At 53.5% G+C, this 26,863-nt stretch carries 30 protein-coding genes and 1 pseudogene; 10 read left to right on the top strand and 21 right to left on the bottom strand.

Annotated elements, in window-relative coordinates; genetic code table 11:
- Positions 1 to 94 precede the first annotated feature (94 nt).
- From yhiY to ACJHWR_RS09175, 6 genes and pseudogenes are all read left to right on the top strand, one after another.
- A complete protein-coding gene (yhiY, locus tag ACJHWR_RS09200) occupies positions 95 to 208 on the top strand; it encodes a protein YhiY (protein WP_001296785.1) in 114 nt (37 codons plus the stop codon).
- 62 nt (positions 209 to 270) lie between these two features.
- Positions 271 to 1,338: an HlyD family secretion protein gene (locus tag ACJHWR_RS09195; RefSeq protein WP_000361481.1), complete on the top strand. Its 1,068-nt coding sequence runs from the start codon at positions 271 to 273 to the stop codon at positions 1,336 to 1,338.
- On the top strand, positions 1,335 to 4,070 hold the full coding sequence (gene rbbA / locus ACJHWR_RS09190; protein WP_000149118.1) for a ribosome-associated ATPase/putative transporter RbbA: 2,736 nt from the start codon (positions 1,335 to 1,337) through the stop codon (positions 4,068 to 4,070). The genes ACJHWR_RS09195 and rbbA overlap by 4 nt, the downstream gene beginning before the upstream one ends.
- Entirely contained in the window at positions 4,070 to 5,194 is a 1,125-nt protein-coding gene (locus tag ACJHWR_RS09185; RefSeq protein WP_001314210.1) for an ABC transporter permease, read from the top strand. Before rbbA ends, ACJHWR_RS09185 begins: the two co-directional genes overlap by 1 nt.
- A 72-nt stretch (positions 5,195 to 5,266) precedes the next feature.
- Positions 5,267 to 5,541: pseudogene (locus ACJHWR_RS09180) on the top strand (type II toxin-antitoxin system HicA family toxin).
- Positions 5,538 to 5,897, top strand: a complete 360-nt coding sequence (locus ACJHWR_RS09175) for a type II toxin-antitoxin system HicB family antitoxin (RefSeq protein ID WP_000593555.1) — start codon at positions 5,538 to 5,540, stop codon at positions 5,895 to 5,897. Before ACJHWR_RS09180 ends, ACJHWR_RS09175 begins: the two are co-directional and overlap by 4 nt.
- A 49-nt stretch (positions 5,898 to 5,946) precedes the next feature.
- Here the strand turns inward: ACJHWR_RS09175 and ACJHWR_RS09170 are convergent, their stop codons facing one another.
- The 15 genes from ACJHWR_RS09170 to ACJHWR_RS09100 all read right to left on the bottom strand — a co-directional run bounded on the left by ACJHWR_RS09170 (position 5,947) and on the right by ACJHWR_RS09100 (position 18,876).
- Positions 5,947 to 6,807, bottom strand: a complete 861-nt coding sequence (locus tag ACJHWR_RS09170; protein ID WP_001131792.1) for a class II aldolase — start codon at positions 6,805 to 6,807, stop codon at positions 5,947 to 5,949.
- A gap of 31 nt (positions 6,808 to 6,838) precedes the next feature.
- Positions 6,839 to 7,108, bottom strand: coding sequence for an HPr family phosphocarrier protein (locus ACJHWR_RS09165; RefSeq protein ID WP_000949581.1), 270 nt, complete (start codon positions 7,106 to 7,108; stop codon positions 6,839 to 6,841).
- Positions 7,098 to 8,606 carry an FGGY-family carbohydrate kinase gene (locus tag ACJHWR_RS09160; RefSeq protein WP_012311797.1) on the bottom strand — a complete coding sequence of 503 codons (1,509 nt, stop codon included), beginning with the start codon at positions 8,604 to 8,606 and terminating at the stop codon, positions 7,098 to 7,100. The genes ACJHWR_RS09165 and ACJHWR_RS09160 overlap by 11 nt, the downstream gene beginning before the upstream one ends.
- The gene (locus tag ACJHWR_RS09155) at positions 8,599 to 9,957 is read right to left on the bottom strand and encodes a PTS galactitol transporter subunit IIC (protein WP_001302220.1); all 1,359 of its coding nucleotides are present in this window, start codon (positions 9,955 to 9,957) and stop codon (positions 8,599 to 8,601) included. The genes ACJHWR_RS09160 and ACJHWR_RS09155 overlap by 8 nt, the downstream gene beginning before the upstream one ends.
- Before the next feature lie 73 nt (positions 9,958 to 10,030).
- Positions 10,031 to 10,312: a PTS sugar transporter subunit IIB gene (locus tag ACJHWR_RS09150; RefSeq protein ID WP_000084021.1), complete on the bottom strand. Its 282-nt coding sequence runs from the start codon at positions 10,310 to 10,312 to the stop codon at positions 10,031 to 10,033.
- Positions 10,309 to 10,782, bottom strand: a complete 474-nt coding sequence (locus ACJHWR_RS09145) for a PTS sugar transporter subunit IIA (protein ID WP_012311717.1) — start codon at positions 10,780 to 10,782, stop codon at positions 10,309 to 10,311. Before ACJHWR_RS09145 ends, ACJHWR_RS09150 begins: the two co-directional genes overlap by 4 nt.
- Positions 10,783 to 10,806: 24 nt before the next feature.
- The gene (locus ACJHWR_RS09140; RefSeq protein WP_001329803.1) at positions 10,807 to 11,553 is read right to left on the bottom strand and encodes a GntR family transcriptional regulator; all 747 of its coding nucleotides are present in this window, start codon (positions 11,551 to 11,553) and stop codon (positions 10,807 to 10,809) included.
- Between the two features lie 198 nt (positions 11,554 to 11,751).
- On the bottom strand, positions 11,752 to 12,153 hold the full coding sequence (gene nikR / locus ACJHWR_RS09135) for a nickel-responsive transcriptional regulator NikR (protein ID WP_001189000.1): 402 nt from the start codon (positions 12,151 to 12,153) through the stop codon (positions 11,752 to 11,754).
- Positions 12,154 to 12,158: 5 nt separating this feature from the next.
- Positions 12,159 to 12,965 carry a nickel import ATP-binding protein NikE gene (gene nikE, locus ACJHWR_RS09130; RefSeq protein ID WP_000173687.1) on the bottom strand — a complete coding sequence of 269 codons (807 nt, stop codon included), beginning with the start codon at positions 12,963 to 12,965 and terminating at the stop codon, positions 12,159 to 12,161.
- Entirely contained in the window at positions 12,962 to 13,726 is a 765-nt protein-coding gene (gene nikD, locus ACJHWR_RS09125; protein ID WP_001136211.1) for a nickel import ATP-binding protein NikD, read from the bottom strand. Before nikD ends, nikE begins: the two co-directional genes overlap by 4 nt.
- Complete coding sequence (nikC, locus tag ACJHWR_RS09120; protein ID WP_001008963.1) at positions 13,726 to 14,559, bottom strand: nickel ABC transporter permease subunit NikC; 834 nt, start codon at positions 14,557 to 14,559, stop codon at positions 13,726 to 13,728. The genes nikD and nikC overlap by 1 nt, the downstream gene beginning before the upstream one ends.
- Positions 14,556 to 15,500 (bottom strand): nickel ABC transporter permease subunit NikB, encoded by a 945-nt coding sequence (gene nikB / locus ACJHWR_RS09115; RefSeq protein ID WP_000947080.1) that lies wholly within the window; start codon positions 15,498 to 15,500, stop codon positions 14,556 to 14,558. Before nikB ends, nikC begins: the two co-directional genes overlap by 4 nt.
- Positions 15,500 to 17,074, bottom strand: a complete 1,575-nt coding sequence (gene nikA, locus ACJHWR_RS09110; protein WP_000493128.1) for a nickel ABC transporter substrate-binding protein — start codon at positions 17,072 to 17,074, stop codon at positions 15,500 to 15,502. The genes nikB and nikA overlap by 1 nt, the downstream gene beginning before the upstream one ends.
- Positions 17,075 to 17,184: 110 nt before the next feature.
- Positions 17,185 to 17,772: a 4'-phosphopantetheinyl transferase AcpT gene (acpT, locus tag ACJHWR_RS09105; RefSeq protein WP_000285789.1), complete on the bottom strand. Its 588-nt coding sequence runs from the start codon at positions 17,770 to 17,772 to the stop codon at positions 17,185 to 17,187.
- A 54-nt stretch (positions 17,773 to 17,826) separates the two neighbouring features.
- Entirely contained in the window at positions 17,827 to 18,876 is a 1,050-nt protein-coding gene (locus ACJHWR_RS09100; protein WP_001361522.1) for an AI-2E family transporter, read from the bottom strand.
- 98 nt (positions 18,877 to 18,974) lie between these two features.
- Here ACJHWR_RS09100 and ACJHWR_RS09095 point away from each other — a divergent pair, with 98 nt between their 5' ends.
- The gene (locus ACJHWR_RS09095) at positions 18,975 to 20,225 is read left to right on the top strand and encodes an MFS transporter (RefSeq protein WP_012311745.1); all 1,251 of its coding nucleotides are present in this window, start codon (positions 18,975 to 18,977) and stop codon (positions 20,223 to 20,225) included.
- A gap of 3 nt (positions 20,226 to 20,228) precedes the next feature.
- On the opposite strand, the gene dcrB is transcribed toward ACJHWR_RS09095, so the two are convergent.
- Positions 20,229 to 20,786, bottom strand: a complete 558-nt coding sequence (gene dcrB, locus ACJHWR_RS09090; RefSeq protein ID WP_001245295.1) for a phage sensitivity protein DcrB — start codon at positions 20,784 to 20,786, stop codon at positions 20,229 to 20,231.
- Positions 20,787 to 20,858: 72 nt separating this feature from the next.
- Positions 20,859 to 21,524, bottom strand: a complete 666-nt coding sequence (locus ACJHWR_RS09085; RefSeq protein ID WP_001100467.1) for a 7-cyano-7-deazaguanine/7-aminomethyl-7-deazaguanine transporter — start codon at positions 21,522 to 21,524, stop codon at positions 20,859 to 20,861.
- Between the two features lie 220 nt (positions 21,525 to 21,744).
- Between ACJHWR_RS09085 and tusA the strand changes: the two genes are divergently transcribed.
- The gene (tusA, locus tag ACJHWR_RS09080) at positions 21,745 to 21,990 is read left to right on the top strand and encodes a sulfurtransferase TusA (protein WP_000130623.1); all 246 of its coding nucleotides are present in this window, start codon (positions 21,745 to 21,747) and stop codon (positions 21,988 to 21,990) included.
- Between the two features lie 214 nt (positions 21,991 to 22,204).
- Entirely contained in the window at positions 22,205 to 22,513 is a 309-nt protein-coding gene (locus ACJHWR_RS09075; RefSeq protein WP_000385055.1) for a hypothetical protein, read from the top strand.
- A gap of 32 nt (positions 22,514 to 22,545) precedes the next feature.
- Here ACJHWR_RS09075 and zntA read toward each other — a convergent pair whose 3' ends face one another.
- Together zntA and ACJHWR_RS09065 are read right to left on the bottom strand one after the other, a co-directional pair.
- Positions 22,546 to 24,744 carry a Zn(II)/Cd(II)/Pb(II) translocating P-type ATPase ZntA gene (gene zntA / locus ACJHWR_RS09070; protein WP_000106602.1) on the bottom strand — a complete coding sequence of 733 codons (2,199 nt, stop codon included), beginning with the start codon at positions 24,742 to 24,744 and terminating at the stop codon, positions 22,546 to 22,548.
- Positions 24,745 to 24,817: 73 nt separating this feature from the next.
- Positions 24,818 to 25,444, bottom strand: coding sequence for a lysoplasmalogenase (locus ACJHWR_RS09065; RefSeq protein ID WP_000964718.1), 627 nt, complete (start codon positions 25,442 to 25,444; stop codon positions 24,818 to 24,820).
- Between the two features lie 140 nt (positions 25,445 to 25,584).
- On the opposite strand from ACJHWR_RS09065, the gene ACJHWR_RS09060 reads away from it, so the two are divergent.
- On the top strand, positions 25,585 to 25,944 hold the full coding sequence (locus ACJHWR_RS09060) for a DUF2500 domain-containing protein (RefSeq protein WP_000042885.1): 360 nt from the start codon (positions 25,585 to 25,587) through the stop codon (positions 25,942 to 25,944).
- 2 nt (positions 25,945 to 25,946) lie between these two features.
- On the opposite strand, the gene ACJHWR_RS09055 is transcribed toward ACJHWR_RS09060, so the two are convergent.
- Positions 25,947 to 26,216, bottom strand: a complete 270-nt coding sequence (locus ACJHWR_RS09055; RefSeq protein WP_001295207.1) for a DUF1145 family protein — start codon at positions 26,214 to 26,216, stop codon at positions 25,947 to 25,949.
- A complete protein-coding gene (gene rsmD, locus ACJHWR_RS09050; protein ID WP_000743195.1) occupies positions 26,206 to 26,802 on the bottom strand; it encodes a 16S rRNA (guanine(966)-N(2))-methyltransferase in 597 nt (198 codons plus the stop codon). Before rsmD ends, ACJHWR_RS09055 begins: the two co-directional genes overlap by 11 nt.
- Positions 26,803 to 26,863: the final 61 nt, after the last annotated feature.

Raw genomic sequence — 26,863 nt, 5'->3', positions numbered from 1 at the left:
AAACGCTATCCAACAGGATGGATACCGTTTTGTCAGCCAGTTTTATAGATCACACTTATGAGTATGCGTGTTTCATTTACGGCCAGGAATGCTGATGATGACAACATTACTACCCGTTTTCACTAAGCCTTCCCCATTGGCGCTCAATGCTCTGCGCGCTGGTCGTATTTGCCGTTTCCTTCTTATCCCGGATGGAAGAATCCGCTGAACGTCGTTCGGCGGCAGTTGTAACACGCGTCGTTTGCTTACAGGGATTATGGCGGGTCGATTATGGATAAGAGTAAGCGCCATCTGGCGTGGTGGGTTGTCGGGTTACTGGCGGTGGCCGCTATTGTGGCGTGGTGGCTGTTGCGCCCGGCAGGTGTGCCGGAAGGCTTTGCCGTCAGCAATGGGCGCATTGAAGCGACGGAAGTGGATATCGCCAGCAAAATTGCCGGGCGTATCGACACCATTCTGGTGAAAGAAGGCCAGTTTGTTCGCGAAGGGGAAGTACTGGCGAAGATGGATACTCGCGTGTTGCAGGAACAGCGACTGGAAGCCATCGCGCAAATCAAAGAGGCACAAAGCGCCATTGCCGCCGCGCAGGCTTTGCTGGAGCAACGGCAAAGCGAAACTCGTGCCGCACAGTCGCTGGTCAATCAACGCCAGGCCGAACTGGACTCCGTGGCTAAACGTCATACGCGTTCCCGCTCGCTTGCCCAACGTGGAGCTATTTCTGCGCAACAGCTGGATGACGACCGCGCCGCCGCTGAGAGCGCCCGAGCTGCGCTGGAATCAGCAAAAGCCCAGGTTTCTGCTTCTAAAGCCGCTATAGAGGCGGCACGCACCAATATCATTCAGGCGCAAACTCGCGTCGAAGCCGCGCAAGCCACTGAACGGCGCATTGCCGCAGATATCGATGACAGCGAACTGAAAGCCCCGCGTGACGGACGCGTGCAGTATCGGGTTGCCGAGCCAGGCGAAGTGCTGGCGGCAGGTGGTCGGGTACTGAATATGGTCGATCTCAGCGACGTCTATATGACCTTCTTCCTGCCAACCGAACAGGCGGGCACGCTGAAACTGGGCGGTGAAGCCCGGCTGATCCTCGATGCCGCGCCAGATCTGCGTATTCCTGCAACCATCAGTTTTGTCGCCAGCGTCGCCCAGTTCACGCCAAAAACCGTCGAAACCAGCGATGAACGGCTGAAACTAATGTTCCGCGTCAAAGCGCGTATCCCACCGGAATTACTCCAGCAGCATCTGGAATATGTCAAAACCGGTTTGCCGGGCGTAGCGTGGGTGCGGGTGAATGAAGAACTTCCGTGGCCTGACGACCTGGTGGTGAGGTTGCCGCAATGACGCATCTGGAACTGGTTCCCGTCCCGCCTGTCGCGCAACTGGCGGGCGTGAGCCAGCATTATGGAAAAACCGTTGCGCTGAACAATATCACTCTCGATATTCCGGCCCGCTGTATGGTCGGGCTGATTGGTCCGGATGGCGTCGGGAAGTCGAGCTTGTTGTCGTTGATTTCCGGTGCCCGCGTCATTGAGCAGGGCAATGTGATGGTGCTGGGCGGCGATATGCGCGACCCGAAGCATCGCCGTGACGTTTGCCCGCGCATCGCCTGGATGCCGCAAGGGCTGGGCAAAAACCTCTACCACACCTTGTCGGTGTATGAAAACGTCGATTTTTTCGCCCGCCTGTTCGGTCACGACAAAGCGGAGCGGGAAGTCCGAATCAATGATCTGCTGACCAGCACCGGGTTAGCACCGTTTCGCGATCGTCCGGCAGGTAAACTCTCCGGCGGGATGAAGCAAAAACTTGGGCTGTGCTGTGCGTTAATTCACGACCCGGAACTGTTGATTCTTGATGAGCCAACAACGGGGGTTGACCCGCTCTCCCGTGCCCAGTTCTGGGATCTGATCGACAGTATTCGCCAGCGGCAGAGCAATATGAGCGTGCTGGTCGCCACCGCCTACATGGAAGAGGCCGAACGCTTCGACTGGCTGGTAGCGATGAATGCCGGAGAAGTGCTGGCAACCGGCAGCGCCGAAGAGCTGCGGCAGCAAACGCAAAGCGCCACGCTGGAAGAAGCATTTATAAATCTGTTACCGCAAGCGCAACGCCAGGCGCATCAGGCGGTAGTGATCCCACCGTATCAACCGGAAAACGCAGAGATTGCCATCGAAGCGCGCGATCTGACCATGCGTTTTGGTTCCTTCGTTGCCGTTGATCACGTCAATTTCCGCATTCCACGCGGGGAGATTTTTGGTTTTCTTGGTTCGAACGGCTGCGGTAAATCCACCACCATGAAAATGCTTACCGGATTGCTGCCCGCCAGCGAAGGTGAGGCGTGGCTGTTCGGGCAGCCGGTTGATCCAAAAGATATCGATACCCGCCGTCGTGTAGGCTATATGTCGCAGGCGTTTTCGCTCTATAACGAACTCACCGTGCGGCAAAACCTTGAGTTACATGCCCGTTTGTTTCACATCCCGGAAGCGGAAATTCCCGCAAGAGTGGCTGAAATGAGCGAGCGTTTTAAGCTCAACGACGTTGAAGATGTTCTGCCGGAGTCATTGCCGCTCGGCATTCGCCAGCGGCTTTCGCTGGCGGTGGCGGTGATTCATCGCCCGGAGATGTTAATCCTCGATGAGCCTACTTCTGGTGTCGATCCGGTGGCGAGGGATATGTTCTGGCAGTTGATGGTCGATCTCTCGCGCCAGGACAAAGTGACCATTTTTATCTCCACCCACTTTATGAACGAAGCGGAACGTTGCGACCGTATCTCACTGATGCACGCCGGAAAAGTGCTCGCCAGCGGTACACCGCAGGAACTGGTTGAGAAACGCGGAGCCGCCAGTCTGGAAGAGGCATTTATCGCCTATTTGCAGGAAGCGGCAGGGCAGAGCAACGAAGCCGAAGCGCCGCCCGTGATACACGACACCACCCACGCGCCGCGTCAGGGATTTAGCCTGCGCCGTCTGTTTAGCTACAGCCGTCGCGAAGCACTGGAACTGCGCCGCGATCCGGTACGTTCGACGCTGGCGCTGATGGGAACGGTGATCCTGATGCTGATAATGGGTTACGGCATCAGTATGGATGTGGAAAACCTGCGCTTTGCGGTGCTCGACCGCGACCAGACCGTCAGTAGCCAGGCGTGGACGCTCAATCTCTCCGGTTCCCGTTACTTTATCGAGCAGCCGCCGCTCACCAGTTATGACGAGCTTGATCGCCGGATGCGTGCGGGCGATATCACCGTGGCGATTGAGATCCCTCCCAATTTCGGGCGCGATATCGCGCGTGGTACGCCCGTGGAACTCGGTGTCTGGATCGACGGTGCGATGCCGAGTCGCGCCGAAACGGTAAAAGGTTACGTGCAGGCCATGCACCAGAGCTGGCTACAGGATGTGGCGAGTCGGCAATCCACGCCCGCGAGCCAAAGCGGGCTGATGAATATTGAGACACGCTATCGCTATAACCCGGACGTAAAAAGCCTGCCAGCGATTGTTCCGGCGGTGATCCCGCTTCTGCTGATGATGATTCCGTCGATGTTAAGCGCCCTTAGCGTAGTGCGGGAAAAAGAGTTGGGGTCGATTATCAACCTTTACGTTACCCCCACCACCCGCAGCGAATTTTTACTTGGCAAACAGCTACCGTACATCGGGCTGGGAATGCTGAACTTTTTCCTGCTCTGCGCCCTGTCGGTGTTTGTGTTTGGCGTGCCGCATAAAGGCAGTTTCCTGACGCTCACCCTGGCGGCGCTGCTGTATATCATCATTGCCACCGGAATGGGGCTGCTGATCTCCACCTTTATGAAAAGCCAGATTGCCGCCATTTTTGGCACTGCGATCATCACGTTGATTCCGGCGACGCAGTTTTCCGGGATGATCGATCCGGTAGCTTCGCTGGAAGGTCCAGGACGTTGGATCGGCGAGGTTTACCCGACCAGTCATTTTCTGACTATTGCCCGCGGGACGTTCTCGAAGGCGCTGGATTTGACTGATTTGTGGCAACTTTTTATCCCGTTGCTGATAGCCATCCCGCTGGTGATGGGCTTAAGCATCCTGCTGCTGAAAAAACAGGAGGGATGATGCGCCATTTACGCAATATTTTTAATCTGGGTATCAAAGAGTTGCGCAGTTTGCTCGGTGATAAAGCGATGCTGACGCTGATTGTCTTCTCGTTTACGGTGTCGGTGTATTCGTCAGCGACCGTTACGCCAGGATCGTTGAACCTCGCGCCGATCGCCATTGCCGATATGGATCAATCGCAGTTATCGAACAGGATCGTTAACAGCTTCTATCGCCCGTGGTTTTTGCCACCGGAGATGATCACCGCCGATGAGATGGATGCCGGGCTGGACGCCGGACGCTATACCTTCGCGATAAATATTCCGCCTAATTTTCAGCGTGATGTCCTCGCCGGACGCCAGCCAGATATTCAGGTGAACGTCGATGCCACGCGCATGAGCCAGGCATTTACCGGCAACGGGTATATCCAGAATATTATCAACGGTGAAGTGAACAGCTTTGTCGCGCGCTACCGTGATAACAGCGAACCGTTGGTATCGCTGGAAACCCGGATGCGCTTTAACCCGAACCTCGATCCCGCGTGGTTTGGCGGGGTGATGGCGATCATCAACAACATTACCATGCTGGCGATTGTGTTGACCGGATCGGCACTGATCCGCGAGCGTGAACACGGCACGGTGGAACACTTACTGGTGATGCCGATAACGCCGTTTGAGATCATGATGGCAAAGGTCTGGTCGATGGGGCTGGTGGTGCTGGTGGTGTCGGGATTATCGCTGGTGCTGATGGTGAAAGGTGTACTGGGTGTACCGATTGAAGGCTCGATCCCGCTGTTTATGCTGGGCGTGGCGCTCAGTCTGTTTGCCACCACGTCAATCGGCATTTTTATGGGGACGATAGCGCGTTCAATGCCGCAACTGGGGCTGCTGGTGATTCTGGTGCTGCTGCCGCTGCAAATGCTTTCCGGTGGCTCCACGCCGCGCGAAAGTATGCCGCAGATGGTGCAGGACATTATGTTGACCATGCCGACGACACACTTTGTCAGCCTCGCGCAGGCCATTCTCTACCGTGGTGCCGGATTCGAAATCGTCTGGCCGCAGTTCCTGACGCTGATGGCAATTGGCGGCGCGTTTTTTACCATTGCGCTGCTGCGATTCAGGAAGACGATTGGGACAATGGCGTAAGGAAGGGAAACTTGACTTCATATTGTGATGTCATACTATTGATGTCATAAAGTGAAGTCATAAGGACATGCCATGAGAACCCTGGTACAGGCTTTACGGAAGAAACAAAAAATACATTGGATCAAATATTTAAATCTCCTGTTCCTCAAGGGATTAAGTGGTCTGATATAGAGTCACTGGTTAAAGCATTAGGCGGAGAAATTAAGGAAGGAAGAGGTTCGCGTTGTAAGTTCATACTAAATATGAGCGTTGCGTGTTTCCATCGGCCTCATCCGTCGCCAGATACCGATAAAGGCGCTGTAGAAAGCGTGCGTGACTGGTTACTAAGTATAGGGGTAAAACCATGATCAAACTGAAGACGCCAAACTCTATGGAGATTGCCGGGCAACCTGCTGTTATCACTTACGTGCCAGAACTGAATGCATTTCGTGGCAAATTCCTGGGCTTGTCAGGTTATTGTGATTTTGTCTCTGACAGCATTCAGGGGCTGCAAAAAGAAGGGGAGCTTTCCCTGCGAGAGTATCTTGAGGATTGTAAAGCTGCGGGTATTGAGCCGTATGCGCGTACAGAAAAGATTAAGACCTTTACATTACGCTATCCAGAATCGCTGAGTGAACGCCTTAATAATGCGGCTGCGCAGCAACAAGTCTCTGTAAATACTTATATTATTGAAACGCTAAATGAGCGTTTGAATCATTTATAACTTATAGCGGCCCAACAATTTCTGTTGCGCCGCTATATTTTTGTGGCTCTTAAGATGCCTTTCTAATCAATCGATGCCCCTCATTCATCATCAGGATTTTGCTATACACATCTTCCTCGACGGCATTTTTTGCTGATGCCATCACTCGTGCCAGATTCGCCTCGTTGTGATTATTCACATACGCTTTGCCGACGGCAGTGATAAACGCTTTGCGCAGATCGCTGGCGATATTCACTTTAGCGACGCGATAATTAACGAAACTGCGTAATATCTCCGGGGCGATACCGGAGCCGCCGTGAATAACCAGCGGCACCGGGCTGACTTCGGCAATGCGCTTCAGCAGGGGGATATCGATCCGCGGTATATCGTCCAGGCCATGAACGTTACCAATAGAAACTGCCAGCATGTCGCAACCGGTGCGTTCGACAAAGGTCTTCACCTTTTCCGGTTCCGTTTTGCAATCGGCTTCGCTGACGTGATCGTCTTCTTTGCCGAGAATCGCCCCCAGCTCCGCTTCAACCGGTACGCCATAGGATTTACAGAAATCGACAGCTTCCTGGGTGAAAGCGATATTCTCTTCAAAAGAGAATGCGGCACCGTCAATCATGACCGAGGTAAAGCCCGCGCGCACCGCCTGTTTAACATCCTCCTGAGTTTTCCCGTGATCAAGATGAAGACTGACCGGAACATCCATTTTATCAGCGTGACGTTTCACGATTTCATAAATGTAATCGTATCCCGACAGTTGTGCATTGGTGGGCGCAATCTGAATGAAGTTGGGTAATCCTGAACGCTCAATGGCGTTTAAAATTGAAATCGTTGTCTCCAGATTGGTGGTATTAAATGCGCCCGCTAATACCCGTTTTTCCTGAATGCGGTCGAGCAGTATCCGTCCATTAACTAATGGCATATTGAAAACCTCATCTTTTAATATCAGTTAATTATTCAGCTTCACCGAAGCGGTCGCGAAATAAGGTAGTGAGAGTTTGTATTGCCTCGTTTTCATCATCACCTTCGCAGCGTATTTCCACCGTTTTTCCGCCTTTTATTCCGGCGCGCATAATATTCATCATGCTGGTGGCATTAATATCATTACCTTCATAATGCAGCGTCACTTTACAGCTATATTTTTTGGCGGCTTTCGCCAGACAGGCCGCCGGACGTGCATGCAGGCCAGTACTGTTTCTGACCTCCACGGTTTTACTCAACATAGTGCTCCTCCCGATGATGTAATGGCATCACGCCTTCTTGCTGTAATTTCAACTGATACCAGCTTTTCCATTTGTGCTGATAACGCTGTAATTGATGGTATCTCGCCCGATTCGGTAACAAACGTTGGGCTATGGTGACTTGCGGCGGTGGAATATCCGGTGCGGCGGTTAATAATGCTCCGACAGAAACCGCCTCGTTAAATGCAATTGCTTCAACCGGACGCTGTAAAATATCCGCCTTTAATTGCAGCCAAAGGGGATTACGGGTTGCCGGACCTATCACTTTTAACGCGCTGGTGCCGGGCACATTAAAACAGGCGAAGCAGTTGGCAAATTCCATGGTTAATCCCAGTGAGACGCTGGCAATTAACATATCGATATTTAACGTATCGCCAAGCCCATAAAATAATCCTCGGGTATGGCGATTTTTATAGGGCGAACCCGAACCGCGAAGATGCGGAATAAAAACGGGAATGTCATCGAGCGACCAGTTCCCCGCCAGGTAATCCGCATGTCCGCGAGTAAGTGATGCGGCGATCTCCTCATCGGTTAGCCGGAACGTGTTGCGCAGCCACTCCAGAGCGAAACCGCCCACCGGCAGCGACGCAAACAGGGTGAACTGGTTTGCAAGCGAATAACAGCCGTTTGCCAGCTTGTCACGTTTGGCATGTTCATCCAGCGTCGGTTGTGTATCCAGTTGCAGAATGCCTTCTGTGGTGCCCGTCGAGTTAAGGATATCGCCCGGCGTCATCTGCAACGCCCGCGCACCCACCATATGGTCATGCCCGGCCAGCGTCACGCTGACCGGTTGCAAGAACCCAAGCGTTTTGCAGAGCGACTCGCTGACCCATCCGGCGTGCTCGCCTGGCTGCACCAATGGCGCAAATGCTGAACAGGGAACGTGTAACAACGCCGCCGCTTTCGCTGACCATTCGCCTTTACGCACGTCCAGACACAGCGTACGGCTGGCTAAGGTGATATCCGTACGCTGTTCGCCAGTCAGCCGCCAGAGCAGTACTTCCGGCGCATGTAGCCAACGCAGGCCGCGGCGATTACGCAGTGGATAATGCTCCAGCAACCAACGCATTTTGAAGGCAGAGTAATTGCTGTGCAGCGGTAGCCCGCAGATGTCATAAAGCGCCGCACTGTCTGCCTCACTAAGCGTTGCCAGGTACTCTTCACCGCGGCGGTCATACCATGCCAGCATTGGCGTCAGGATCTCGCCATGCTCGTCAAGAAACACCCCTGACTCGCCAAAACTGGCAATGCTTATCCGCCTGACCGGCAGCGGCGAAGCGGCGCTCAGTTGCGCTATTGCCTGGCGGACCTCCTGCCAGAGGGCGTCGATATCGAAATCGACATCGCCCTGTGGGGAGATCTGTTTTGCCGTCACGAATTTATGCGCGCCCAACGTCGTTGCATCCAGGCAGGAAAAGCAGGTGACTTTGCAATTGGTGGTGCCAATATCGATAACGATAGCTGCGCTGTTATCAGGCATAAACCGTGCTCCGCGTCATTCGGAAAATGCCATACAGTACCAGGGCGATAACCGGCACCAGACCAATGGCGATGAGATTGCCGTTGAAGATTTCCAGCAGCCAGAAGCGGAACGGGTTACCGCCATCAAGGAAACTGGAAACCTGGCCGCTGGAGCCTTCGGCAAATTTGAAGTTAACGTCTTTCGCCATTCCGGTAATAAACGGCGCGATTTTAGTGGCAATCCACAGGTCGGCAATAATCACCGGGATCGCCGCCAGAACGGTGCGGAAAATATTGCCACGGCTGGCTAAAGCAATCATCGACGCCATTACCGCCAGGTTGGCAAGGTCACCAAGCGGCAGGACTTCATTACCTGGGAGGACAAACGCGATAAAGACCGAGATTGGCGTCAGCAGCAGGGCGGTGGAGATAATCGCCGGGTTACCTACGGCAACGGCGATATCCAGGCCGATATAGAGATCGTCACGGTCAGGGTATTTGGCATTGAGATACTTTTTAATGGCTTCAGACAGCGGTAATAAACCTTCCATCAGGATGCGTACCATGCGTGGCAGGATGAACATCACACCGCCAATGCTGATGCCAAGCAGCAAGACTTTTTTGAAATCGTATCCGGCAATTACGCCGAGCAGAATGCCCAGAATAGTGCCAACCATCATCGGTTCGCCGAAGATGCCAAACTTTTTCTGTACGGTTTCCGGGTCGATATGAATACGATTGAGGCCAGGGATATGGTCGATGATTTTGTCGACCAGCAGACCGACCGGGAAGAACACCACCGAAGAGAGCGTCGGCAATGAGATCCCTTCCAGGCCAAAGTATTTTTGTACCAGTGGCGCAGACCAGTCGGCGAGTTTTAGCACCACCACTGCGGCAATCGCGGCCGCCAGCAAACCAAAGAACAGGCTGCCGGTGCTGTAATAAACCAGCGTACCGGCAAGGGCAAAATGCCAGTAGTTCCACATATCTACATCAACGGTGCGGGTTTTATTCAACGCCAGCATTGCGACATTAATCAGAATGGTCAGGGGAATAACAAACGGGGCAATTGGCGACCCCCAGGTAATGGCAGAAAGCGGCGGCCAGCCTAAATCCACCACCGGTAAATTAATTCCGGTGCGTTCAACCATCGCCTGGGCCGCTGGCCCGACATTGCTGGTAAGAATATCGAAAATGGCATAAATACCGACAAAACCAATGCCGACCGTTAATGACGAGCGTAAGGCTTTAGCGGGTTTTACTTTAAAACAGAGAGCAAGAATAAATAACACCAACGGCAACATTACCGTGGGGCCAAATCCCAATATATATTGCACAATATTATAGAGGGTATGCGCGATATCGTTCATAATAAACCTCTTTTTCAGGCGAGAGCGCACCTCGCGTTAGCGCCTGATGGAGTGGGTTGGAATTAATTATTAATTACTTTTTAAGAATCGAAACAATTTGCGCCAGCACTTTCTCTTCGCCAATACCGGTAATAATGGGTAAGCCGTTAACCACCGGCACGTCGAGTTCATAAGGCACTTTAGTCGTTGAAACAACCAGCGCTACGCCGTCGGTATTACCGGGTAAAGAGGCAACGTTGGTTTGGGAATAATTGACGTTAAGGCCGTGCTCTTTGCAATACTCCATGACTTTTTCTGTTACCGCCGTGGATGTGGCAATACCTGTGGCGCAGACAAATAAAATGGTTTGACTCATATTTCACCTCGTTCATTCATTTTGTTTAAGATTACTGTGTGTATTTCTGTTGTTTCCATCGTAAGCAAGGCTTGCATAAAGGGCGTATCCTGAATCATCTCCATAATCCAGCCCAGGGCATTTAATTGTTTGTTACTTTCGCTTAAGGCGAGCAAAAAAATCACCCTGACAGGCACGGGATCAGGGTCGCCGCCCATATCGGCAAACTCTACCGGCTCTGGCAAAATACCGACGGCAATTGCATTGTGCCGGACATGTTTATGGTCCGTGTGCGGAATGGCGACGCACGGTGGTTCGGTAGGCAGCCCCGTTGGATACGTCGCCTCACGTTTCAGTACGTGATTGGCAAAATCAGGGACCACCAGCTCAGCAGCAACCAACGGTTGCGCTAACTGACGGATGATCTGTTCAACGCTTAACCCTGCCGGAAGTCGTTGAATATAATTTTCCTGAAACTGTATGCCTTGCATTTTATTCCTCATAAAAAAGTGTATTTAACTCACTTCCCGCCGTTGCAGCACGGTGCCCAGATAATATTTATTTCCTTTTAACCAGACGTTGCCAAACTCAACGGGTAACTCTCGGGAGAAAAAGACTAACTGCTCCAGATGCAAAACGGGTGCATCTTCACTGATATCTAAAAAATGACCGCGTTCATTACCAATTAATCGCGCGGCATAGCGACTTTCCGAGTAACGAATTTTTCTTTGCGACAAACTTTCTATTGTTGGAAATAAATTGTGTTGATTAAAATCGATTTCCACGATGCCGGGGCATAGCTCAATATTGATACGGTTCTCTATCAGCATCGCTTTTTCATCACCAATTGAACGTAAACGCTCAAGGTAAAGAATATCCTGACCGGGCGTTATTCTTAATTTCTCTGCCACATAACGATTAGCCGGTTCAATCCGTGACGTAATAACTTCAGTGGTAAAATGTATTTTCTGGCTTTCCAGCGATTCCGCGAATGACAATAATCCTTCACCTAACGGATATGCCACGTTCTCTTTTTTGACAAAAGTTCCCTTCCCCTGGACCTGAATCAACACGCCTTCTTTTACCAGTTGGGCGACCGCTTTTTTAACGGTTCCCCGACTCACTTCCAGCATATCCATAATCTGGTATTCCGAAGGAATGCGATCGTCTTCCACCAGATCCCCGGTATAAATACTTTCTCTTATCCACTCCACCACTTGTTGATAGAGCGGTATTTGTGACGACTTACTTAATGATTTCATGGCGCGCACCTGAACATTTACAGTTGTCTATGGACAATCATGGACAACTTCAAGCGTATAGTAGGTGAACGGGAGAAAAAGAGGATCGAAGCGTCTCACATTTTGAGGGACCAAATCGTGATCAAAAAAATGTGACGTGAGTCGATATTTGGCAGGAATTTACTGCGCCGTCAGGAAATAACGGCGCGTGGGTAGGTGTTAATCTTCCTTCGGCAAGCACTGCAAATGCCCGTGCCGCACGCCGCGCTGGGCGATAACGTCATCGGCAAAATGCTGCACGTCGCCCATGTCACCTTTCAGCACGGCGATTTCCAGACAGTCGTCGTGATTAATGTGCACATGCAGCGTGGCGACCGAGAGATCGTGGTGATGGTGCTGGGTGGAGACAATACGGCTGGCTAAGTCGCGTTTTTCGTGTTCATACACATAGGAGAGCACTGCGAAACCTTGTGTGCCGTGCTGCTGGGTGGCCTCTTGCGCCAGGGCGCTACGCAGAATATCGCGGATAGCTTCGGAACGGTTGTTATAGCCACGACGCTGGCTCAGGCTGTCCAGCGTCTCCAGTAAATCGTCATCAAGCGTGATGGTGATTCGTTGCATTTGCGTTAAACCTTTTCTGTGGTGCGACGGCGCACGGGGAATGCGGGTAATACCGCGTTTTGTAGCACACGTCCGGCGTCAGAGGAAAAGGTTAATTTATCTCCCACCGCCTGGGTTTCGACGATTTGTCCGTTGTCCATCACCATCACTCGCTGGCAAAAGCGTTCCACCAGGCGTAAGTCATGAGTGATGAACAGGCAGGCAGTGCCAAACTGTTGTTGTAGCTTTTTCAGCAGGCGAATGACGCCCGCCTGTAACACGAGATCAAGGTTAGAAACGGCTTCATCCAGAATCAGTAGTTTCGGTTCGACCGCCAGCGCGCGAGCCAGGCAGACGCGCTGGAGCTGACCGCCGCTTAACTGCGGTGGGCGTTTGTCTAGAACGCTGTCATCGAGATCGACCGCCTTCAGCATTTCGCTGGCGCGCGCCAGTTGTTCGGCTTTTTTCAGCGATAGCAGGTGGCGCATCGGTTCTCGCAGGATCTCGCGCACGGTTTTGCGCGGATTCACGGCGCTGATGGAGTCCTGAAATACCATCTGAATATCGCGGCGGAACGCTTTACGCTGGGCGCGATTGAGCTTTGCCAACGGTTCGCCGCGCCAGCTAATATTCCCTTGTGAGGGAGACTCTAAGCCTACCAGCAGCCGCGCGAGAGTGCTTTTTCCGCAGCCGCTGCGCCCCAGCAGAGCGACGGTTTCGCCGCTTTTCAGGGTCAGGGAAACGTTATTCAGCACCGCCTGGTGTTGATGTTTTCCGCTAAATCCACCGTGCGCATAGTGATGGGAAAGGTCGGAGACGTTAAGTAAAGTCATGATGCCAGCTCCATACCGTAGAGGGCGAGATGAGCGGAAACCAGGCTGCGCGTTACCGCATGTTTGGGGGCATTAAACAGCGTTTCTACATCGCCCTGTTCGACAATTTTACCGTGTGACATCACCGCCACGTCATCCGCCAGACGCGCCACAACGCCCATATCATGGGTCACCAGCAGCATTCCCGGTGCTTGTTTTTGCATAATGCTTTCCAGCAGATCGAGAATGCGCGCCTGTGCTACCACGTCGAGATCGGTGGTCGGTTCATCGGCGATGATAAACGGCGATTCACACAACACCGCCATCGCAATCATCATGCGCTGCAACATGCCGCCGCTCATCTCAAACGGGTACAGCTTCAGCACGCGTGCGGCGTTTTCCAGCCCCACCGCTTCTATGGCAGCGGTAAGCGTAGCGTCATCGGCGGGTTTCCCCAGCGCCAGGCAGGTTTCCCGCGCGTGGGTGTGCATGGTGTGAAGCGGATTAAAGGCACTGCGCGGGTTCTGCATGATGGTGGCAATTTTGATGCCGCGCAGGGCACAGGGAGAAACCGGTTTGCCATCGGCTAAAATTTCCCCCGCCGTCTGGCGAACGCCTGCGGGCAGAATGCCCAGCGTCGCGGCGCAGGTCAGTGATTTCCCGCTGCCGCTACCGCCGACTAACGCCAGCACACGCCCGCGTTTAAGGGTTAACGATACGCCGTGCACCAGCGGCTGCGCGGCCTGTAGCGCGATATTACGTAGTTCAATCTGTTGCGGCATTAGTGTGCGTGCTCCGTCACCAGATGAGGGTCCAGATGATCGCGCAGTGCGTCACCCACCAGGTTAAAGGCCATCACGCTGATAAACAGCGCCAGCCCCGGCCAGAACATTTGCAGCGGCTGGGTCCAGATATACTGGCGCGCGTCGTTAATCATCACGCCCCATTCGGCGGTAGGCGCGGTCACGCCGAGGCCGAGGAAGGACATCCCCGCGACGTGTAGCATCATATGGCCGATATCCAGCGTTGCCAGCACCAGCAGCGAAGGGATCACCGCACCTGCCAGATGATCTACAAACACTCGCACATGGCCCGCGCCAGAAAGCCGTGATGCCAGTACAAACTCGCGCTGGCGTAGCGAAATCACCAGGCTGCGCACCATGCGTGCATACCACGCCCAGTGCGACAGGGCGATGGCGATAATTACGTTGGTCAGCCCGGTGCCGAGCACGCCAACCATAAAGAACGACAGAATCGAGGTCGGGAAGGTCATAAACATATCCGCGACGCGCATGGTGGCCTGATCAACGCGCCCGCCAATCAGTCCGGCGCTGCCGCCAATAACCAGCCCTAATGTCAGCACCAGCAGCAGGCAGGCCATTACCGAGCCGAGCGACACGCGGGTCGCCGCCATCAGCCGCGAGAAAATATCGCGCCCTAAATGATCGGTACCCAGCCAGTGCTGCGCATCCGGTGAAAGCAGGCGCGACGGCAGATCAATCGCCTGTGGGTCATACGGCAGCCACCACTGGCTGGTGAGCGCAATCAGTGCCAGCAGGGCGATAATGATCAGCGCCAGGCGAACCGACCAGCGGGAGGAGAGGAAAAAGTTCACGCGTGGGCTCCTTCATGACGACGAATACGTGGGTCCAGCGCGGCGTTGAGCAAATCGACAATCAAATTACAGACCACAAAAACCACCACCATCATCAGCGTAAAGCACTGGATCACCGGATAGTCACGGTTGAAAATCGCCGACACCGCATAGCGCCCGACGCCCGGCCAGGCAAAGATGTTTTCGATAATCATCGTCCCGCCAATCAGTTCGCCAATGTGCATCCCCACGGCGGTGATCATCGGCAGCGAGGCATTGCGCAGGATGTGGCGGCGTTCGGTCTGTTTGTCGTTCAGGCCGCGCAGTCGCGCCCAGGTCACATGACGCTGACCGGCGACGTCCAGCATACTGGCGCGCAGCAGACGCGCGTTAATCGCCAGCGACATAAAAGCGATGGAAACCGCAGGCAAAATGATGTGCTGCCAGCCGCCGTAACCCATCGCGGGCAGCCATTGCAGATACACTGAAAATGCCATCACCAGTAAAAACGCCAACCAGAAGTTAGGCATCGACACGCCAAGAAACGCGATAAAACGCACGGCGAAATCCGGCAGGCGGTCGCGATGGCGCGCCGCCCAGATGCCGAGCGGCACGGAAGTGAGCAGAATTAATACCAGCGCCGCACCCGCCAGCTCCAGCGTGGCGGGCAGGAAGGTCAGCATATCGTCCAGCACCGGGCGTTGGCTGGCGAATGAGATACCAAAGTCAAGATGCAGCGCTTTCCACAACCAGGTTCCGTACTGCACGTACAACGGCTGATCCAGCCCCAGCATGGTGCGGGTAGAAGCCAGCATTTCCGGCGTCGGCGGCAGGTTAGACAGACGCAGATAATCGAGCGCCGGGTCGCCGGTGCCGAGGCGCAGCATCAGAAAAATGATCACCGAGGCGGCGAGCACCATCGGGATCAGCAGCAGAAAGCGGCGTAATACATAACGCAACATTAAGGTTTCACCGGTTTAATCTGTTCGAACGGGATTTCGGTGGCGATCGGCGCGTAGGGGATGTTACCCAGTTCCGGTTTTGAAACCACCATCATTGAGATATAGCTGATGGGCAGATAAACCGCCTCGTTATGCAGACGGGTCAGAATGTCGCGATACAGTGCCTGACGTTGTGTTTCGTCGTGTGTCGCCAGCACTTCGCCAATCTCTTTATCAATCAGTGGCTTGTCGGCTAAACCTTGCTGTGCCTGGAAGTCAGCGTGCGACGGTACGCGCATTGAACTCAGGAAGGCGTGTGGATCGTATGGCGCGCCCCAGGTACGGTGGAAAATCATGCCAAAACGACCGTCGCGCTGACGAGCATAGATACTGCTCTCTTCTTCGCCGATCAGCGTGACATCCGCGCCAATCTGGCGCATATCAGCCTGAATGATTTCGGCCATTGATTTGCTTAACGCATCGGTGCCGATGAACGACAGTTCAATGCGCAGCGGCTGACCATTTTTCTCGCGGATGTCTTTGCCTGCGGGCAGCGTCCAGCCTGCTTGTTCCAGCAACGCTTTCGCTTTCTGCGGATCGTACTGGCGCGGTTTCAGGCCGAGATTGGCATAGGGCACGGAAGGGGCAAACAGGGTGTCGGCGACCTGCTGGGTGCCATACAACGCGTTATCGATCAGCGATTTTTTGTTTACCGCGTAATTGAGAGCTTCACGTACGGCCAGCTCGTTGGTGGGGGCTTTGGCAGTATTGAGCGCCAGCATCACGGTTTCGATCGGCTGTGACAGTTGGGTGTGGTAAGCCGAGTTCTGGCTAAAGCGGGCGAAGGTATCGAGCGGTAATAGCCCTTCATTACCGTATAGTAGATCGATATCGCCGGTTTCAAACGCTACTGCGCGGGTAGTCGGGTCTGGGATGACGTTAAAAGTGATCTTCTTAATCGCCGGCTTTTCGCCCCAGTAGTTTTCGTTACGGACGAAGACATCGTACTGATTCAGTTTCGATTCCTGCAAAACCCACGGCCCGGTGCCAATCGGCGCTTTAATCCCATTCATGGTTTCATGGTTTTTAAACTGCGAGGGGGCGATAAAGCGGAAAGGGCGCGGCAGGGCCAGTTCTTGCAGGAAAGGATAGTAGGCGCTTTTCAGGGTGATTTGCAGCTCGTTTTTGCTGAGTGCTTTGACATCAACAATCTGGTTTGCCAGCTCCAGCCAGGCGTGACGTTGACGGTTGTCGAGCACAGCGCGGAAGTTTTCTGCCGCGGCCTCTGCATCAAACGGTTCACCGTTAGAGAATTTCACATCATCACGCAGGGTGAAGGTCCAGGTTTTGCCATCTTCTGAATGGGTCCAGCTTTTTGCCAGCCACGGGATCACCGAACCGTCTGCCTGATATTTCACCAGTGGTTCATAAACCATGCTCTGGGCGAACATTTGGTTAGGCGTGTAAAGGTGCGGGTTTAGTGGCCCGACATTCACCGGCCAGGCGGTGGTGATTTCATCTGGTGCAGCGGCATGGACGATAAAAGACGCACAAGCCAGCAGCGCAAATAGAGTGCGGCGGAGTGTAGAGAACATGGTAACCCCAATGGATTAAAATAGATGGCGGAAATAAGTATGACGATTTTAAGTATTCGTCATACTGATTACCTGTTCTGGATCAATAGATGGGCAGTCGGGTGGGCGGATCAGTTAACTGAATCGATCCATTGCACACTGTCGGCGGTGAGCGTAAAGGGGGTAGGGGTGCAGATCGCCAGGCTTAAATTTTCTAGCTGACAATGGCTGACTGACAGCGAGGAGTTATAGGTGCTGTCTACGCTGACGATTTGCCAGGCGCTGCCGCCACGCTGTTTAACGATGGCTTCTTTGCGCGTCCAGATGCGCCAGAACATTTCCAGTTGCTGATCAGGATGCACGGCGTCCATCTCGGCATGTTCCCCAAGGCTGAATACGGCGTTCGCCAGCCAGCGCCAGTTGGCGCGCGGGCGAATCACTTCGATATCGCAGCCGACTTCGCCTTCATCGCTCAACAGCAGGGCGATATCGTCACCGCTATGGCTTAAGTTGAACCATAGCGGCGTTTCCGGCGCGAATGCAGGTTTGCCTTGTTCGCCATAGATGATCTCCGGTAGCGGGGAAAGCGTGTGCGAAAGCAATGCACGCCCCGCCAGCCAGCGTTCGCGTCGTGGACCTTGCGGTGCTTGCTCGCGTAAACCCGGTGGCAGAGGAGCTGCGCTTAAGGTCGAAACTTTCCCCAGAACTATCCGATACATATCAGGGCCAACGTTTAATGGAAAATGAAAGTGCGTATCGTAACACTTGTCGCCTCATCCCGGTAATCGACTTTTCGGTCTGCCCGGTCCCAGTAAAATCGCCAGTTTGCTACCGCCTTTGGTGGTTTCCATCCAGATTTTACACACGCTGGTTAATGGTACCGAAAGTAGCATCCCTACCGGGCCGAGCAGCCATCCCCAAATTAACAATGAAAGAAATACCACCATGGTGGACATCCCCAGGCGATGGCCCATCATCCGTGGTTCTAAAATATTGCCGATGACCATATGGACCACTAAAAACAATGCGCCGACCAGAATACATTCGTAAACGCCATTAAACAGCAGCACCTGAATCATTGGCGGTACGGCGGAAATTACCGCGCCGATATTGGGCACGTAGTTGAGCAAAAACGCCAGTACTGCCCACATCAGCGCAAACTGTACGCCCATTAGCGCCAGCCCCAGCCAGACGATTACGCCTGTCCATAAACTTAGCAGTGTCTTCAATGCAAGATAGTGCGAAACACCTTTTAAGGCGCGGTGTAGTCCGGCGATGTGAATCTGTGGATTATTCAACGCAAAACGCATTTTGTAAGGGACGTGGCGCACTTCAAACAGCATGAAAACTACGGTCATCACCAGCAAAAGCACGCTCGCCATTGCCCCGGAAAGCCCGGTCATTAGCGCCGTGGTGAAGGTAACCATTTTTTCCGAGTCCATCCGCTGCAGCATTCGCTCCGGCGACATATGCAAATTAAGAAAAGGCAACATCTCCTGCAATTTAAAAAGTTTGCGCGTCAGCTCCTTATTAAACTTCGGCAGCATAGAGATAAATTCGTTAAACGATGCCGCCAGTACGCCGACCAGCGCGGTTAGTGCGATCAGCATCACCACCACCACAATCGTAATGGCAACGGGGCGTTGTACTCCCCGACGAATAAACCAGGTGACGAGCGGGTTGAGGACGATGGCAAAAAACAGCGCCAGTAACAGCTGCACAATGATATCTGCCGCTGCGTGAATTCCCGCGAGGATCACCACCAGCGAGGCCAGCTTGAGCAGAATGTGCATGCCCGTTTTATCGGGTTGAGGGGTTTCCATTGGGGCTTCCTTGTGACTTTTTGTATTAAGTGTAGCGGGAGTCACGCCAGCAATATTCTGATTCTTACTGCTGATTTTCACGTCAGCACGTGGTAAAAATGAAACACTGTTGTAAAAATGTGGTGATCCTCATGCCCGAACCCGTAGCCGAACCCGCGCTAAACGGATTGCGCCTGAATTTGCGCATTGTCTCCATTGTCATGTTTAACTTCGCCAGCTACCTCACCATCGGGTTGCCGCTCGCTGTATTACCGGGCTATGTCCATGATGTGATGGGATTTAGTGCCTTCTGGGCAGGGTTGGTTATCAGCCTGCAATATTTCGCCACCTTGCTGAGCCGTCCTCATGCCGGACGTTACGCCGATTTGCTGGGACCCAAAAAGATTGTCGTCTTCGGTTTATGCGGCTGCTTTTTGAGCGGTCTGGGATATCTGACGGCGGGATTAACCGCCAGTCTGCCCGTCATCAGCCTGTTATTACTGTGCCTGGGGCGCGTAATCCTTGGGATTGGGCAAAGTTTTGCCGGAACGGGATCGACCCTGTGGGGTGTTGGCGTGGTTGGTTCGCTACATATCGGGCGGGTGATTTCGTGGAACGGTATTGTCACTTACGGGGCGATGGCGATGGGTGCGCCGTTAGGTGTCGTGTTTTATCACTGGGGCGGATTGCAGGCGTTAGCGTTAATCATTATGGGCGTGGCGCTGGTGGCCATTTTGTTGGCGATCCCGCGTCCGATGGTAAAAGCCAGTAAAGGCAAACCGCTGCCGTTTCGTGCGGTGCTTGGGCGCGTCTGGCTGTACGGTATGGCGCTGGCACTGGCTTCCGCCGGATTTGGCGTTATCGCCACCTTTATCACGCTGTTTTATGACGCTAAAGGTTGGGACGGTGCGGCTTTCGCGCTGACGCTGTTTAGCTGTGCGTTTGTCGGTACGCGTTTGTTATTCCCTAACGGCATTAACCGTATCGGCGGCTTAAACGTGGCGATGATTTGCTTTAGCGTTGAGATAATCGGCCTGCTACTGGTTGGCGTGGCGACTATGCCGTGGATGGCGAAAATCGGCGTCTTACTCGCGGGGGCGGGGTTTTCGCTGGTGTTCCCGGCATTGGGCGTAGTGGCGGTAAAAGCGGTTCCGCAGCAAAATCAGGGGGCGGCGCTGGCAACTTACACCGTATTTATGGATTTATCGCTTGGCGTGACCGGACCACTGGCTGGGCTGGTGATGAGTTGGGCGGGCGTCCCGGTGATTTATCTGGCGGCGGCGGGACTGGTCGCAATCGCGTTATTACTGACGTGGCGATTAAAAAAACGGCCTCCGGTGGAAGTACCTGAGGCCATCTCATCATCTTAAAACTTACTGAATAACCAGCGTATTAATGATGTTTTCTGCGGTGGTCTGTGCTTTTTGCTGATCGTCAGCGGGCAGTGTAATTTGCATGGTCAGTAGTTGATTACCCACGTTACCCAGAATAACGGAAGAGTACGCCGTCTGGCCTTTCGCGGAGATAATGCTGTCTAACTGCTGCATTTTGTGACCTTTCAGCTCAATGGCTTTATTGGTTACCACTTGCAGCTGCGGATCGCGGCTACGTTGCTGATCTTCCAGGCGCTTCGCCAGCACCGCCAGATCTTCTTTCGGATCATCGCCCATGATGACGATGACTGCTTTTTGCCCGGTGGCGTCGGACCAGACATGCATGTTATTAGCCTGCGTTCCCAGCTTACCGCTCTGGTCGGTCATATCCGCTGGCAGCGAGAAACTTAACTTGCCATCAAGCAGGTTGACGGGATTCCCGGTAGCGTTACTTTCCGCGACCGAACCCTGCGCCGTAGCGTTAGTGTCTTTATCATCACAGGCCGCAAGCCCCATAACCAGCAGGCCAATTCCGACATATTTAACCAGATTGCGCATTGACTTCTTCCTTTCGATAAACGGCCATAACGGCTCATTCATCCATCTTATCACAACTCTGATAACGAACCTTTAACTCGCCTGCAAAGCGTTGATTTCGGATTTATCTGCCAGTCTTTTCAACAGCATATTGAGTAATACGCCATACATTGGCAGGAAGAAAACGATACTGATTAACACTTTGAAACAGTAATCGACCAGCGCGATTTCCATCCAGTGTTCAGCCATAAAGGCATCTGGGCTGCGCCAGAAGGCAATGAAGAAGAAGGCCAGCGTGTCGCTGACGTTACCAAACAGGGTGGAAGCCGTCGGTGCCAGCCACCAGCGACGACTCTGACGCAGGCGGTTAAAAACGTGCACGTCGAGGATTTGCCCCAGCGCGTAGGCCATGAAACTGGCGGTGGCGATACGGGCGACAAACAGGTTGAAGTGGGCGAGCGCGCCGAATCCCTGCCAGGAACCCATATAGAACAGCGACGAGATGACGTAGGAGATCAGTAACGCCGGGATCATCACCGCAAAGATGATACGACGGGCCAGCGGTGCGCCAAAAATACGCACAGTCAGGTCGGTAGCAAGGAAAATAAACGGAAAGCTAAACGCGCCCCAGGTGGTATGGAAACCAAAAATGGATACGGGAAGCTGAACCAGATAGTTACTGGAGGTGATCACCAGAAGATGAAATAACGATAACCAGAACAACGCCTTATAGCGTTGAGTTTGCGAGAAAACGTTCATATTGTACCTTTTTGATTAACCATTGGGGTGAGGGAACCCAATACGTACGACACGTCTGTTACCTTAACATAATAACGTGCTGACCCTTTTTTCGAGCCGCCGCATGATACTGCTTTACGTTAACAATGCAATGGTTAATTTTCACGCAATCGTTAACCTGGTTTGCTTACGGACTCACAGGGCGTAAACTAGCGCCGTTTTTTTATGTGATGAGAAGAAAATGACCGATCTCTTTTCCAGCCCTGACCACACACTCGACGCACTTGGCCTGCGCTGCCCGGAACCAGTAATGATGGTGCGCAAAACAGTGCGCAATATGCAGCCAGGTGAAACGTTGCTGATTATTGCTGACGATCCGGCGACGACACGCGATATTCCTGGGTTTTGTACCTTTATGGAACACGAACTGGTTGCGAAAGAGACGGATGGACTGCCTTATCGTTATTTGATTCGCAAATCGGGGTAAGGTGGATCAGGCTAGCGGACCGATCGCGCTCAATTTTGCGGCTTGCAACCGGTTTGTAGGACGGATAAAAAGTTCAAGCTGCATCTGGCGATACGGTGCGCAATGCCTGATGCGACGCTGTCGCGTCTTATCATGCCTACGAGTTCGATGCCCTGTGTAGGCCAGATAAGGCGTTTACGCCGCATCCGGCACGCAAACGTAATGGAATGCACAAATGGATTATTTAATTCCAGTTTGTCTGGCATTGCTGGGATTGCTCGCGATCTTCACCCCCAATTGGCTGATCCCTGTTTTTATCGTCGTGGGGGGATGGCTGGGGGTACTTGCCTGGGGTTGGCTCTGGCTAATGATTTTTTTACCTTTACTTAACGGTGTCGGGCTTGCTTATGCCCTGTGGTTGATGTTCAAAAGGCCATCCATAGCATCCCGCCTGGTTGCTGCATGCTGTGTTATCTCCGTCATTCTGATGTTAGCGCTTTATTATGCTTTCCTGACTATGCCGCCGTTCCCGCCTCAGCACTAAGCCTGATAGCCAGAGGCTATCAGGCAACACTTTTACTTCCTGCGCAACAATCTTAACGCATTCGCCGTCACCAGCACCGTCGCACCCGTATCTGCCAGCACCGCCAGCCATAGCCCGGTCATTCCTAACAGTGTGGTGACGAGGAAAACGCCTTTCAGCCCCAGCGCAATGGTGATGTTCTGGCGGATATTGGCGTGAGTGGCGCGTGCCAGTTCAATCATTTGCACCAGACCGCGCAGGTGGTTATGGGTTAATGCTGCATCGGCGGTTTCCAGCGCCACGTCTGTGCCACTGCCCATTGCAATCCCGATGGCGGCAGCTTTCATCGCTGGCGCGTCGTTAATACCATCACCGACCATCGCCAGCGGCGCATGTTGATTCAGCTCGGTCACCGCTTTGACTTTATCTTCCGGCAACAGGCCCGCTTTAAATTCCAGCCCCAACTCCCCGGCAATTGCCGCCGCGGCGCGTGGATTATCGCCGGTGAGGATCACTCCTTTAACCCCCAGCGCGTTCAGTTCACTGATAGCAGTTGCAGCATCGGCGCGCAGGGTATCCTGCAACGCAATGACACCCAGCACGTCATCATTACGTACTACCAGCACTACCGTTTGCCCGGCGCTTTCCAGTTCATTAATCAAACCAGCAAATGCATCAGCAGGATGTTTTCCGGCAGCGCATATCAACACGCGCTCACCGTTAACCTGCGCTTCAATGCCAGACCCGACCAGCGCCCGCTGTGATTGGGCGGTGGGAATGGCGAGTTCAGCAACCTGTGCTTCGCGCACAATGGCTTGTGCCAGTGGATGCGTCGCGCCTTGCTCGACCGCCGCCGCCAGTGTCAGCAGTTCAGATTCACTAATACCCGTTGCCGGATGAATCGCGGTAACGCGCGGTTTACCGACGGTCAGCGTACCGGTTTTATCAAACGCCACCTGGGTAACACGACCCAGCTGCTCCAGCGCCGCGCCGCCTTTAATCAACGCCCCACGACGCGCTGCTGCCGCCAGCCCGGAGGTAATCGCCGCGGGCGTGGAGATAACTAACGCACACGGGCAACCAATCAGCAGCAGCGTCAGCCCTTTATAAATCCACTCTTGCCAGCTGGCGGCAAACAGCAGCGGCGGCACCAGCGTCACCAGCAGAGCGACGGCCATAATCGCTGGCGTGTAGATACGGCTGAAACGGTCGATAAACCGCTCAATGGGGGCGCGACGCTCTTCGGCTTCTTCGATCAGTTTCAGAATCCGGTCAATGGCGCTGGCACCCGGTTCTGACAGCACTTCCAGCGTTACCAGACGGTCTACGCTGGTGGCACCAGCAGGGACTTTATCGCCCGTTGCGCGCTCCACCGGAATGGATTCTCCGGTCAGGGCGCTTTCATCAAAACTGGCAAACGGTGAGAGCAGTTTACCGTCGGCAGGCAAACGCCCACCTGCCGCAACTTCAATCACATCGCCAGGGCGCAGGCTGTTAATCGCCACCTCTTCACGCTCACCGTTACGCAGACGCGTGGCGGTTTCCGGTTTCAGCGCCATTAACGCGCTAACGCCCTGACGCGCGCGGCTGGCGGCCCAGCCTTCCAGTCGTTCACCAATCAAAAACAGCAGCAACACCATCGCAGCTTCAGCCGTTGCGCCAATAAACAGCGCACCAATAGCGGCTACGCTCATTAAGGTTTCAATGGCGAAGTAGCTGCCAGATTTGATCAGCCGTAATGCCTGACGAGCAATCGGGTACAGCCCAACCAGCGTGGTCGCGATAAACGCCAGTTGACCAAACGGATGATTGAACTGCTCCAGACCCCAGCTGATTGCCATCATCACGATTAGCGTAATCAGCGGCAGATTCTCTTTCAGGCGTGATGCTTGTGGTTCGTCGGTGGTCTGTTCATCGCGCAGGGAATAGCCCGCTTTTTGCACCGCAGATTCAACCTGGGCACGGATGTCATTGTCGGCATCGACTACCAATTTTTCGGTGGCGAACAACACCTGCACCTGATTCACGCCTGCAAGCTGGCGCACGGCATTTTCCACTTTGCGCGCACAGGCGGCGCAGTCCATGCCGCTGACTTTCCAGCTATAGCGGGTGCCGGAGACGCTTTCAGAGAGCGTTGGCGTGCTGGAACATGCGCCATCGCAGCAACAGTCGTTGGTGTTCTGTACCGTAGTTAGCGGTTTGAACGCAGCAAATTGAGGGGCTTTCTTGCCGTGATTGTCAGGAGTCGACATGGCATCCTCCGGTTAAGTTTTTTCTCATTAACCGAAGGATACACTCTGGAGTCGACTCCAGAGTCAAGTTTTATCAGAGATACAGCGAGCGGACGATGAGGAAGTGACCAGCAAAGTAGCAGGCCGCAGCAATCGCGTTGTCCGCACGGAAGCGGCGGCGATAGTGACTACCCAGCCAGACAAAGTTACTGATAAACAGCAACGAAGCGCCGACAAACGCAGAGAGTGCCGGAGCGGTCGGACGGAAGAACCACAGTTCACCTGCCAGCCACACCATCACCAGCGTCATGCCGATAAACGTGCAGATAGGCCAACGATACTCTTCCAGACGCGTCCAGATAATCGCCAGTAACAGCGCGCCCAGAACCAACAGTACCAACGGCAGAGGCCAGAAGAAGGAGAGCGTCATCTGACTGGCGAAATAGATGGTGTACAGCAGGTGCGAGAGGAAAAACGCGCCGATGGCGTACATCAGACGTTGACGTGGCAACAGGGTTAGCGCATCGCCCAGCAGTGAGGCACACAGCCCCGCCAGCACCAGATAGCTAATGGCGTCGAACATCGGCGCTTGCCAGGCCAGCAACAGCAGGAGAAGAAGGGTTAACGGTTTAAACACCCAGCGTTGCCAGGTTGGCCCACGATACGATGCATCCACAGATAGCCATGCGGAAAGACAGACAGCGATAAACGACCAAAGCATCTTAGTTCCTTGAATTCGTTATTTTTTCGTAAGCGGAATGCCTACGGTCTTGCTTCCAGTTTAGTGGCGAGGGTGGACGGATGACAACACCATAACTGGCAGGGTATGCTTATTTCCGCATTTTCCGATGAGGGATAAAGATGAGTAAACCACCTCTTTTCTTTATTGTTATCATTGGCTTAATCATCGTCGCCGCATCGTTTCGTTTTATGCAACAACGACGGGAAAAAGCTGATAATGATATGGCACCGCTCCAGCAAAAGCTGGTGGTGGTGAGCAACAAGCGGGAAAAACCGATTAACGATCGCCGTTCGCGCCAGCAGGAAGTAACTCCGGCAGGCACCAGTATGCGCTATGAGGCAAGCTTCAAACCGCAAAGCGGAGGAATGGAGCAGACGTTTCGCCTAGACGCCCAGCAGTACCACGCCCTGACAGTGGGCGATAAAGGTACGCTGAGCTATAAAGGAACGCGCTTTGTCAGCTTTATAGGCGAACAATAAGGTTATTTTTTAACTTTAAATTTCTTCTGCCAGACCAGCAGTTCAAACACGCCGAAAAGGAAAATCCGCACCTTTTCGGCGGTGGTCATCTGCGGGCCATCTTTCGGCAAAGTGGATTTCAATAGCGCCAGCTGCATACCATGCATCAGCACGGTAAAAATCAGCGCCACGTTAACGAAAATATTCAGCGGACGCGGGAAGGGATGCACCAGGTTGAGGATTAAAAATCCCCAAACGCAGAGCATTAACAAACGTCCAATATTAATCAACATCACTTTCTCCTTGTGCTTCGCGTTGATACAGCCGATAAGCCACCTGACCCGCCACTTTTTCCCGATGTAATGACCAGTTCGCCGGAACAGTGGGCAGACCGTTTTCGACTTCGCTTTCGACATAAATCAGGGCTTCGTCAGCCAGCCAGCCGTTATCTTCCAGTAAATTTATCGTCTCTTCTAACAATCCACGGCGGAACGGTGGATCGACAAACACGATATTATGCGGTGTGCCTTTTTGCGCCAGGAATGACATCGCGTTGCTGTTCACCACGCGTGCATTGCCTGCTTTTAGTGTCGCCAGATTCTTAATTAACTGCTGAGAAACCGCACGATCCATCTCAATCAACGTGGCCCCCGCAGCGTAGCGCGATAACGCTTCCAGCCCCAGCGCGCCGCTTCCGGCGAAGCAATCCAGACATTGGGCGTCAACAATGACCGGAGCCAGCCAGTTAAACAACGTTTCGCGTACGCGGTCGGTGGTGGGGCGCAGACCTGGGCTATCAGGAACCGGGAGTTTACGGCCTCGCCACTGCCCGCCAATAATGCGGATTTGGCCGCTGCCGGAATGATTCGGTTTTTTCATGATAAATTGCTCAATCCGCCAGATAACACATACTTGCAGGCGGTGATGTGAATTAAGTTAA

The organism is Escherichia sp. WS568 (assembly GCF_046486085.1).
Taxonomy (GTDB): domain Bacteria; phylum Pseudomonadota; class Gammaproteobacteria; order Enterobacterales; family Enterobacteriaceae; genus Escherichia; species Escherichia coli.
This window is presented reverse-complemented; position numbering and strand designations above follow the sequence as displayed.

What these genes read in the sequence shown, in the direction of transcription:
- yhiY (WP_001296785.1), top strand. Translation starts at nt 95, where the DNA reads ATGATGACAACATTACTACCCGTTTTCACTAAGCCTTCCCCATTGGCG.
- ACJHWR_RS09195 (WP_000361481.1), top strand. Translation starts at nt 271, where the DNA reads ATGGATAAGAGTAAGCGCCATCTGGCGTGGTGGGTTGTCGGGTTACTG.
- rbbA (WP_000149118.1), top strand. Translation starts at nt 1,335, where the DNA reads ATGACGCATCTGGAACTGGTTCCCGTCCCGCCTGTCGCGCAACTGGCG.
- ACJHWR_RS09185 (WP_001314210.1), top strand. Translation starts at nt 4,070, where the DNA reads ATGCGCCATTTACGCAATATTTTTAATCTGGGTATCAAAGAGTTGCGC.
- ACJHWR_RS09175 (WP_000593555.1), top strand. Translation starts at nt 5,538, where the DNA reads ATGATCAAACTGAAGACGCCAAACTCTATGGAGATTGCCGGGCAACCT.
- ACJHWR_RS09170 (WP_001131792.1), bottom strand. Translation starts at nt 6,807, where the DNA reads ATGCCATTAGTTAATGGACGGATACTGCTCGACCGCATTCAGGAAAAA.
- ACJHWR_RS09165 (WP_000949581.1), bottom strand. Translation starts at nt 7,108, where the DNA reads ATGTTGAGTAAAACCGTGGAGGTCAGAAACAGTACTGGCCTGCATGCA.
- ACJHWR_RS09160 (WP_012311797.1), bottom strand. Translation starts at nt 8,606, where the DNA reads ATGCCTGATAACAGCGCAGCTATCGTTATCGATATTGGCACCACCAAT.
- ACJHWR_RS09155 (WP_001302220.1), bottom strand. Translation starts at nt 9,957, where the DNA reads ATGAACGATATCGCGCATACCCTCTATAATATTGTGCAATATATATTG.
- ACJHWR_RS09150 (WP_000084021.1), bottom strand. Translation starts at nt 10,312, where the DNA reads ATGAGTCAAACCATTTTATTTGTCTGCGCCACAGGTATTGCCACATCC.
- ACJHWR_RS09145 (WP_012311717.1), bottom strand. Translation starts at nt 10,782, where the DNA reads ATGCAAGGCATACAGTTTCAGGAAAATTATATTCAACGACTTCCGGCA.
- ACJHWR_RS09140 (WP_001329803.1), bottom strand. Translation starts at nt 11,553, where the DNA reads ATGAAATCATTAAGTAAGTCGTCACAAATACCGCTCTATCAACAAGTG.
- nikR (WP_001189000.1), bottom strand. Translation starts at nt 12,153, where the DNA reads ATGCAACGAATCACCATCACGCTTGATGACGATTTACTGGAGACGCTG.
- nikE (WP_000173687.1), bottom strand. Translation starts at nt 12,965, where the DNA reads ATGACTTTACTTAACGTCTCCGACCTTTCCCATCACTATGCGCACGGT.
- nikD (WP_001136211.1), bottom strand. Translation starts at nt 13,726, where the DNA reads ATGCCGCAACAGATTGAACTACGTAATATCGCGCTACAGGCCGCGCAG.
- nikB (WP_000947080.1), bottom strand. Translation starts at nt 15,500, where the DNA reads ATGTTGCGTTATGTATTACGCCGCTTTCTGCTGCTGATCCCGATGGTG.
- nikA (WP_000493128.1), bottom strand. Translation starts at nt 17,074, where the DNA reads ATGTTCTCTACACTCCGCCGCACTCTATTTGCGCTGCTGGCTTGTGCG.
- acpT (WP_000285789.1), bottom strand. Translation starts at nt 17,772, where the DNA reads ATGTATCGGATAGTTCTGGGGAAAGTTTCGACCTTAAGCGCAGCTCCT.
- ACJHWR_RS09100 (WP_001361522.1), bottom strand. Translation starts at nt 18,876, where the DNA reads ATGGAAACCCCTCAACCCGATAAAACGGGCATGCACATTCTGCTCAAG.
- ACJHWR_RS09095 (WP_012311745.1), top strand. Translation starts at nt 18,975, where the DNA reads ATGAAACACTGTTGTAAAAATGTGGTGATCCTCATGCCCGAACCCGTA.
- dcrB (WP_001245295.1), bottom strand. Translation starts at nt 20,786, where the DNA reads ATGCGCAATCTGGTTAAATATGTCGGAATTGGCCTGCTGGTTATGGGG.
- ACJHWR_RS09085 (WP_001100467.1), bottom strand. Translation starts at nt 21,524, where the DNA reads ATGAACGTTTTCTCGCAAACTCAACGCTATAAGGCGTTGTTCTGGTTA.
- tusA (WP_000130623.1), top strand. Translation starts at nt 21,745, where the DNA reads ATGACCGATCTCTTTTCCAGCCCTGACCACACACTCGACGCACTTGGC.
- ACJHWR_RS09075 (WP_000385055.1), top strand. Translation starts at nt 22,205, where the DNA reads ATGGATTATTTAATTCCAGTTTGTCTGGCATTGCTGGGATTGCTCGCG.
- zntA (WP_000106602.1), bottom strand. Translation starts at nt 24,744, where the DNA reads ATGTCGACTCCTGACAATCACGGCAAGAAAGCCCCTCAATTTGCTGCG.
- ACJHWR_RS09065 (WP_000964718.1), bottom strand. Translation starts at nt 25,444, where the DNA reads ATGCTTTGGTCGTTTATCGCTGTCTGTCTTTCCGCATGGCTATCTGTG.
- ACJHWR_RS09060 (WP_000042885.1), top strand. Translation starts at nt 25,585, where the DNA reads ATGAGTAAACCACCTCTTTTCTTTATTGTTATCATTGGCTTAATCATC.
- ACJHWR_RS09055 (WP_001295207.1), bottom strand. Translation starts at nt 26,216, where the DNA reads ATGTTGATTAATATTGGACGTTTGTTAATGCTCTGCGTTTGGGGATTT.
- rsmD (WP_000743195.1), bottom strand. Translation starts at nt 26,802, where the DNA reads ATGAAAAAACCGAATCATTCCGGCAGCGGCCAAATCCGCATTATTGGC.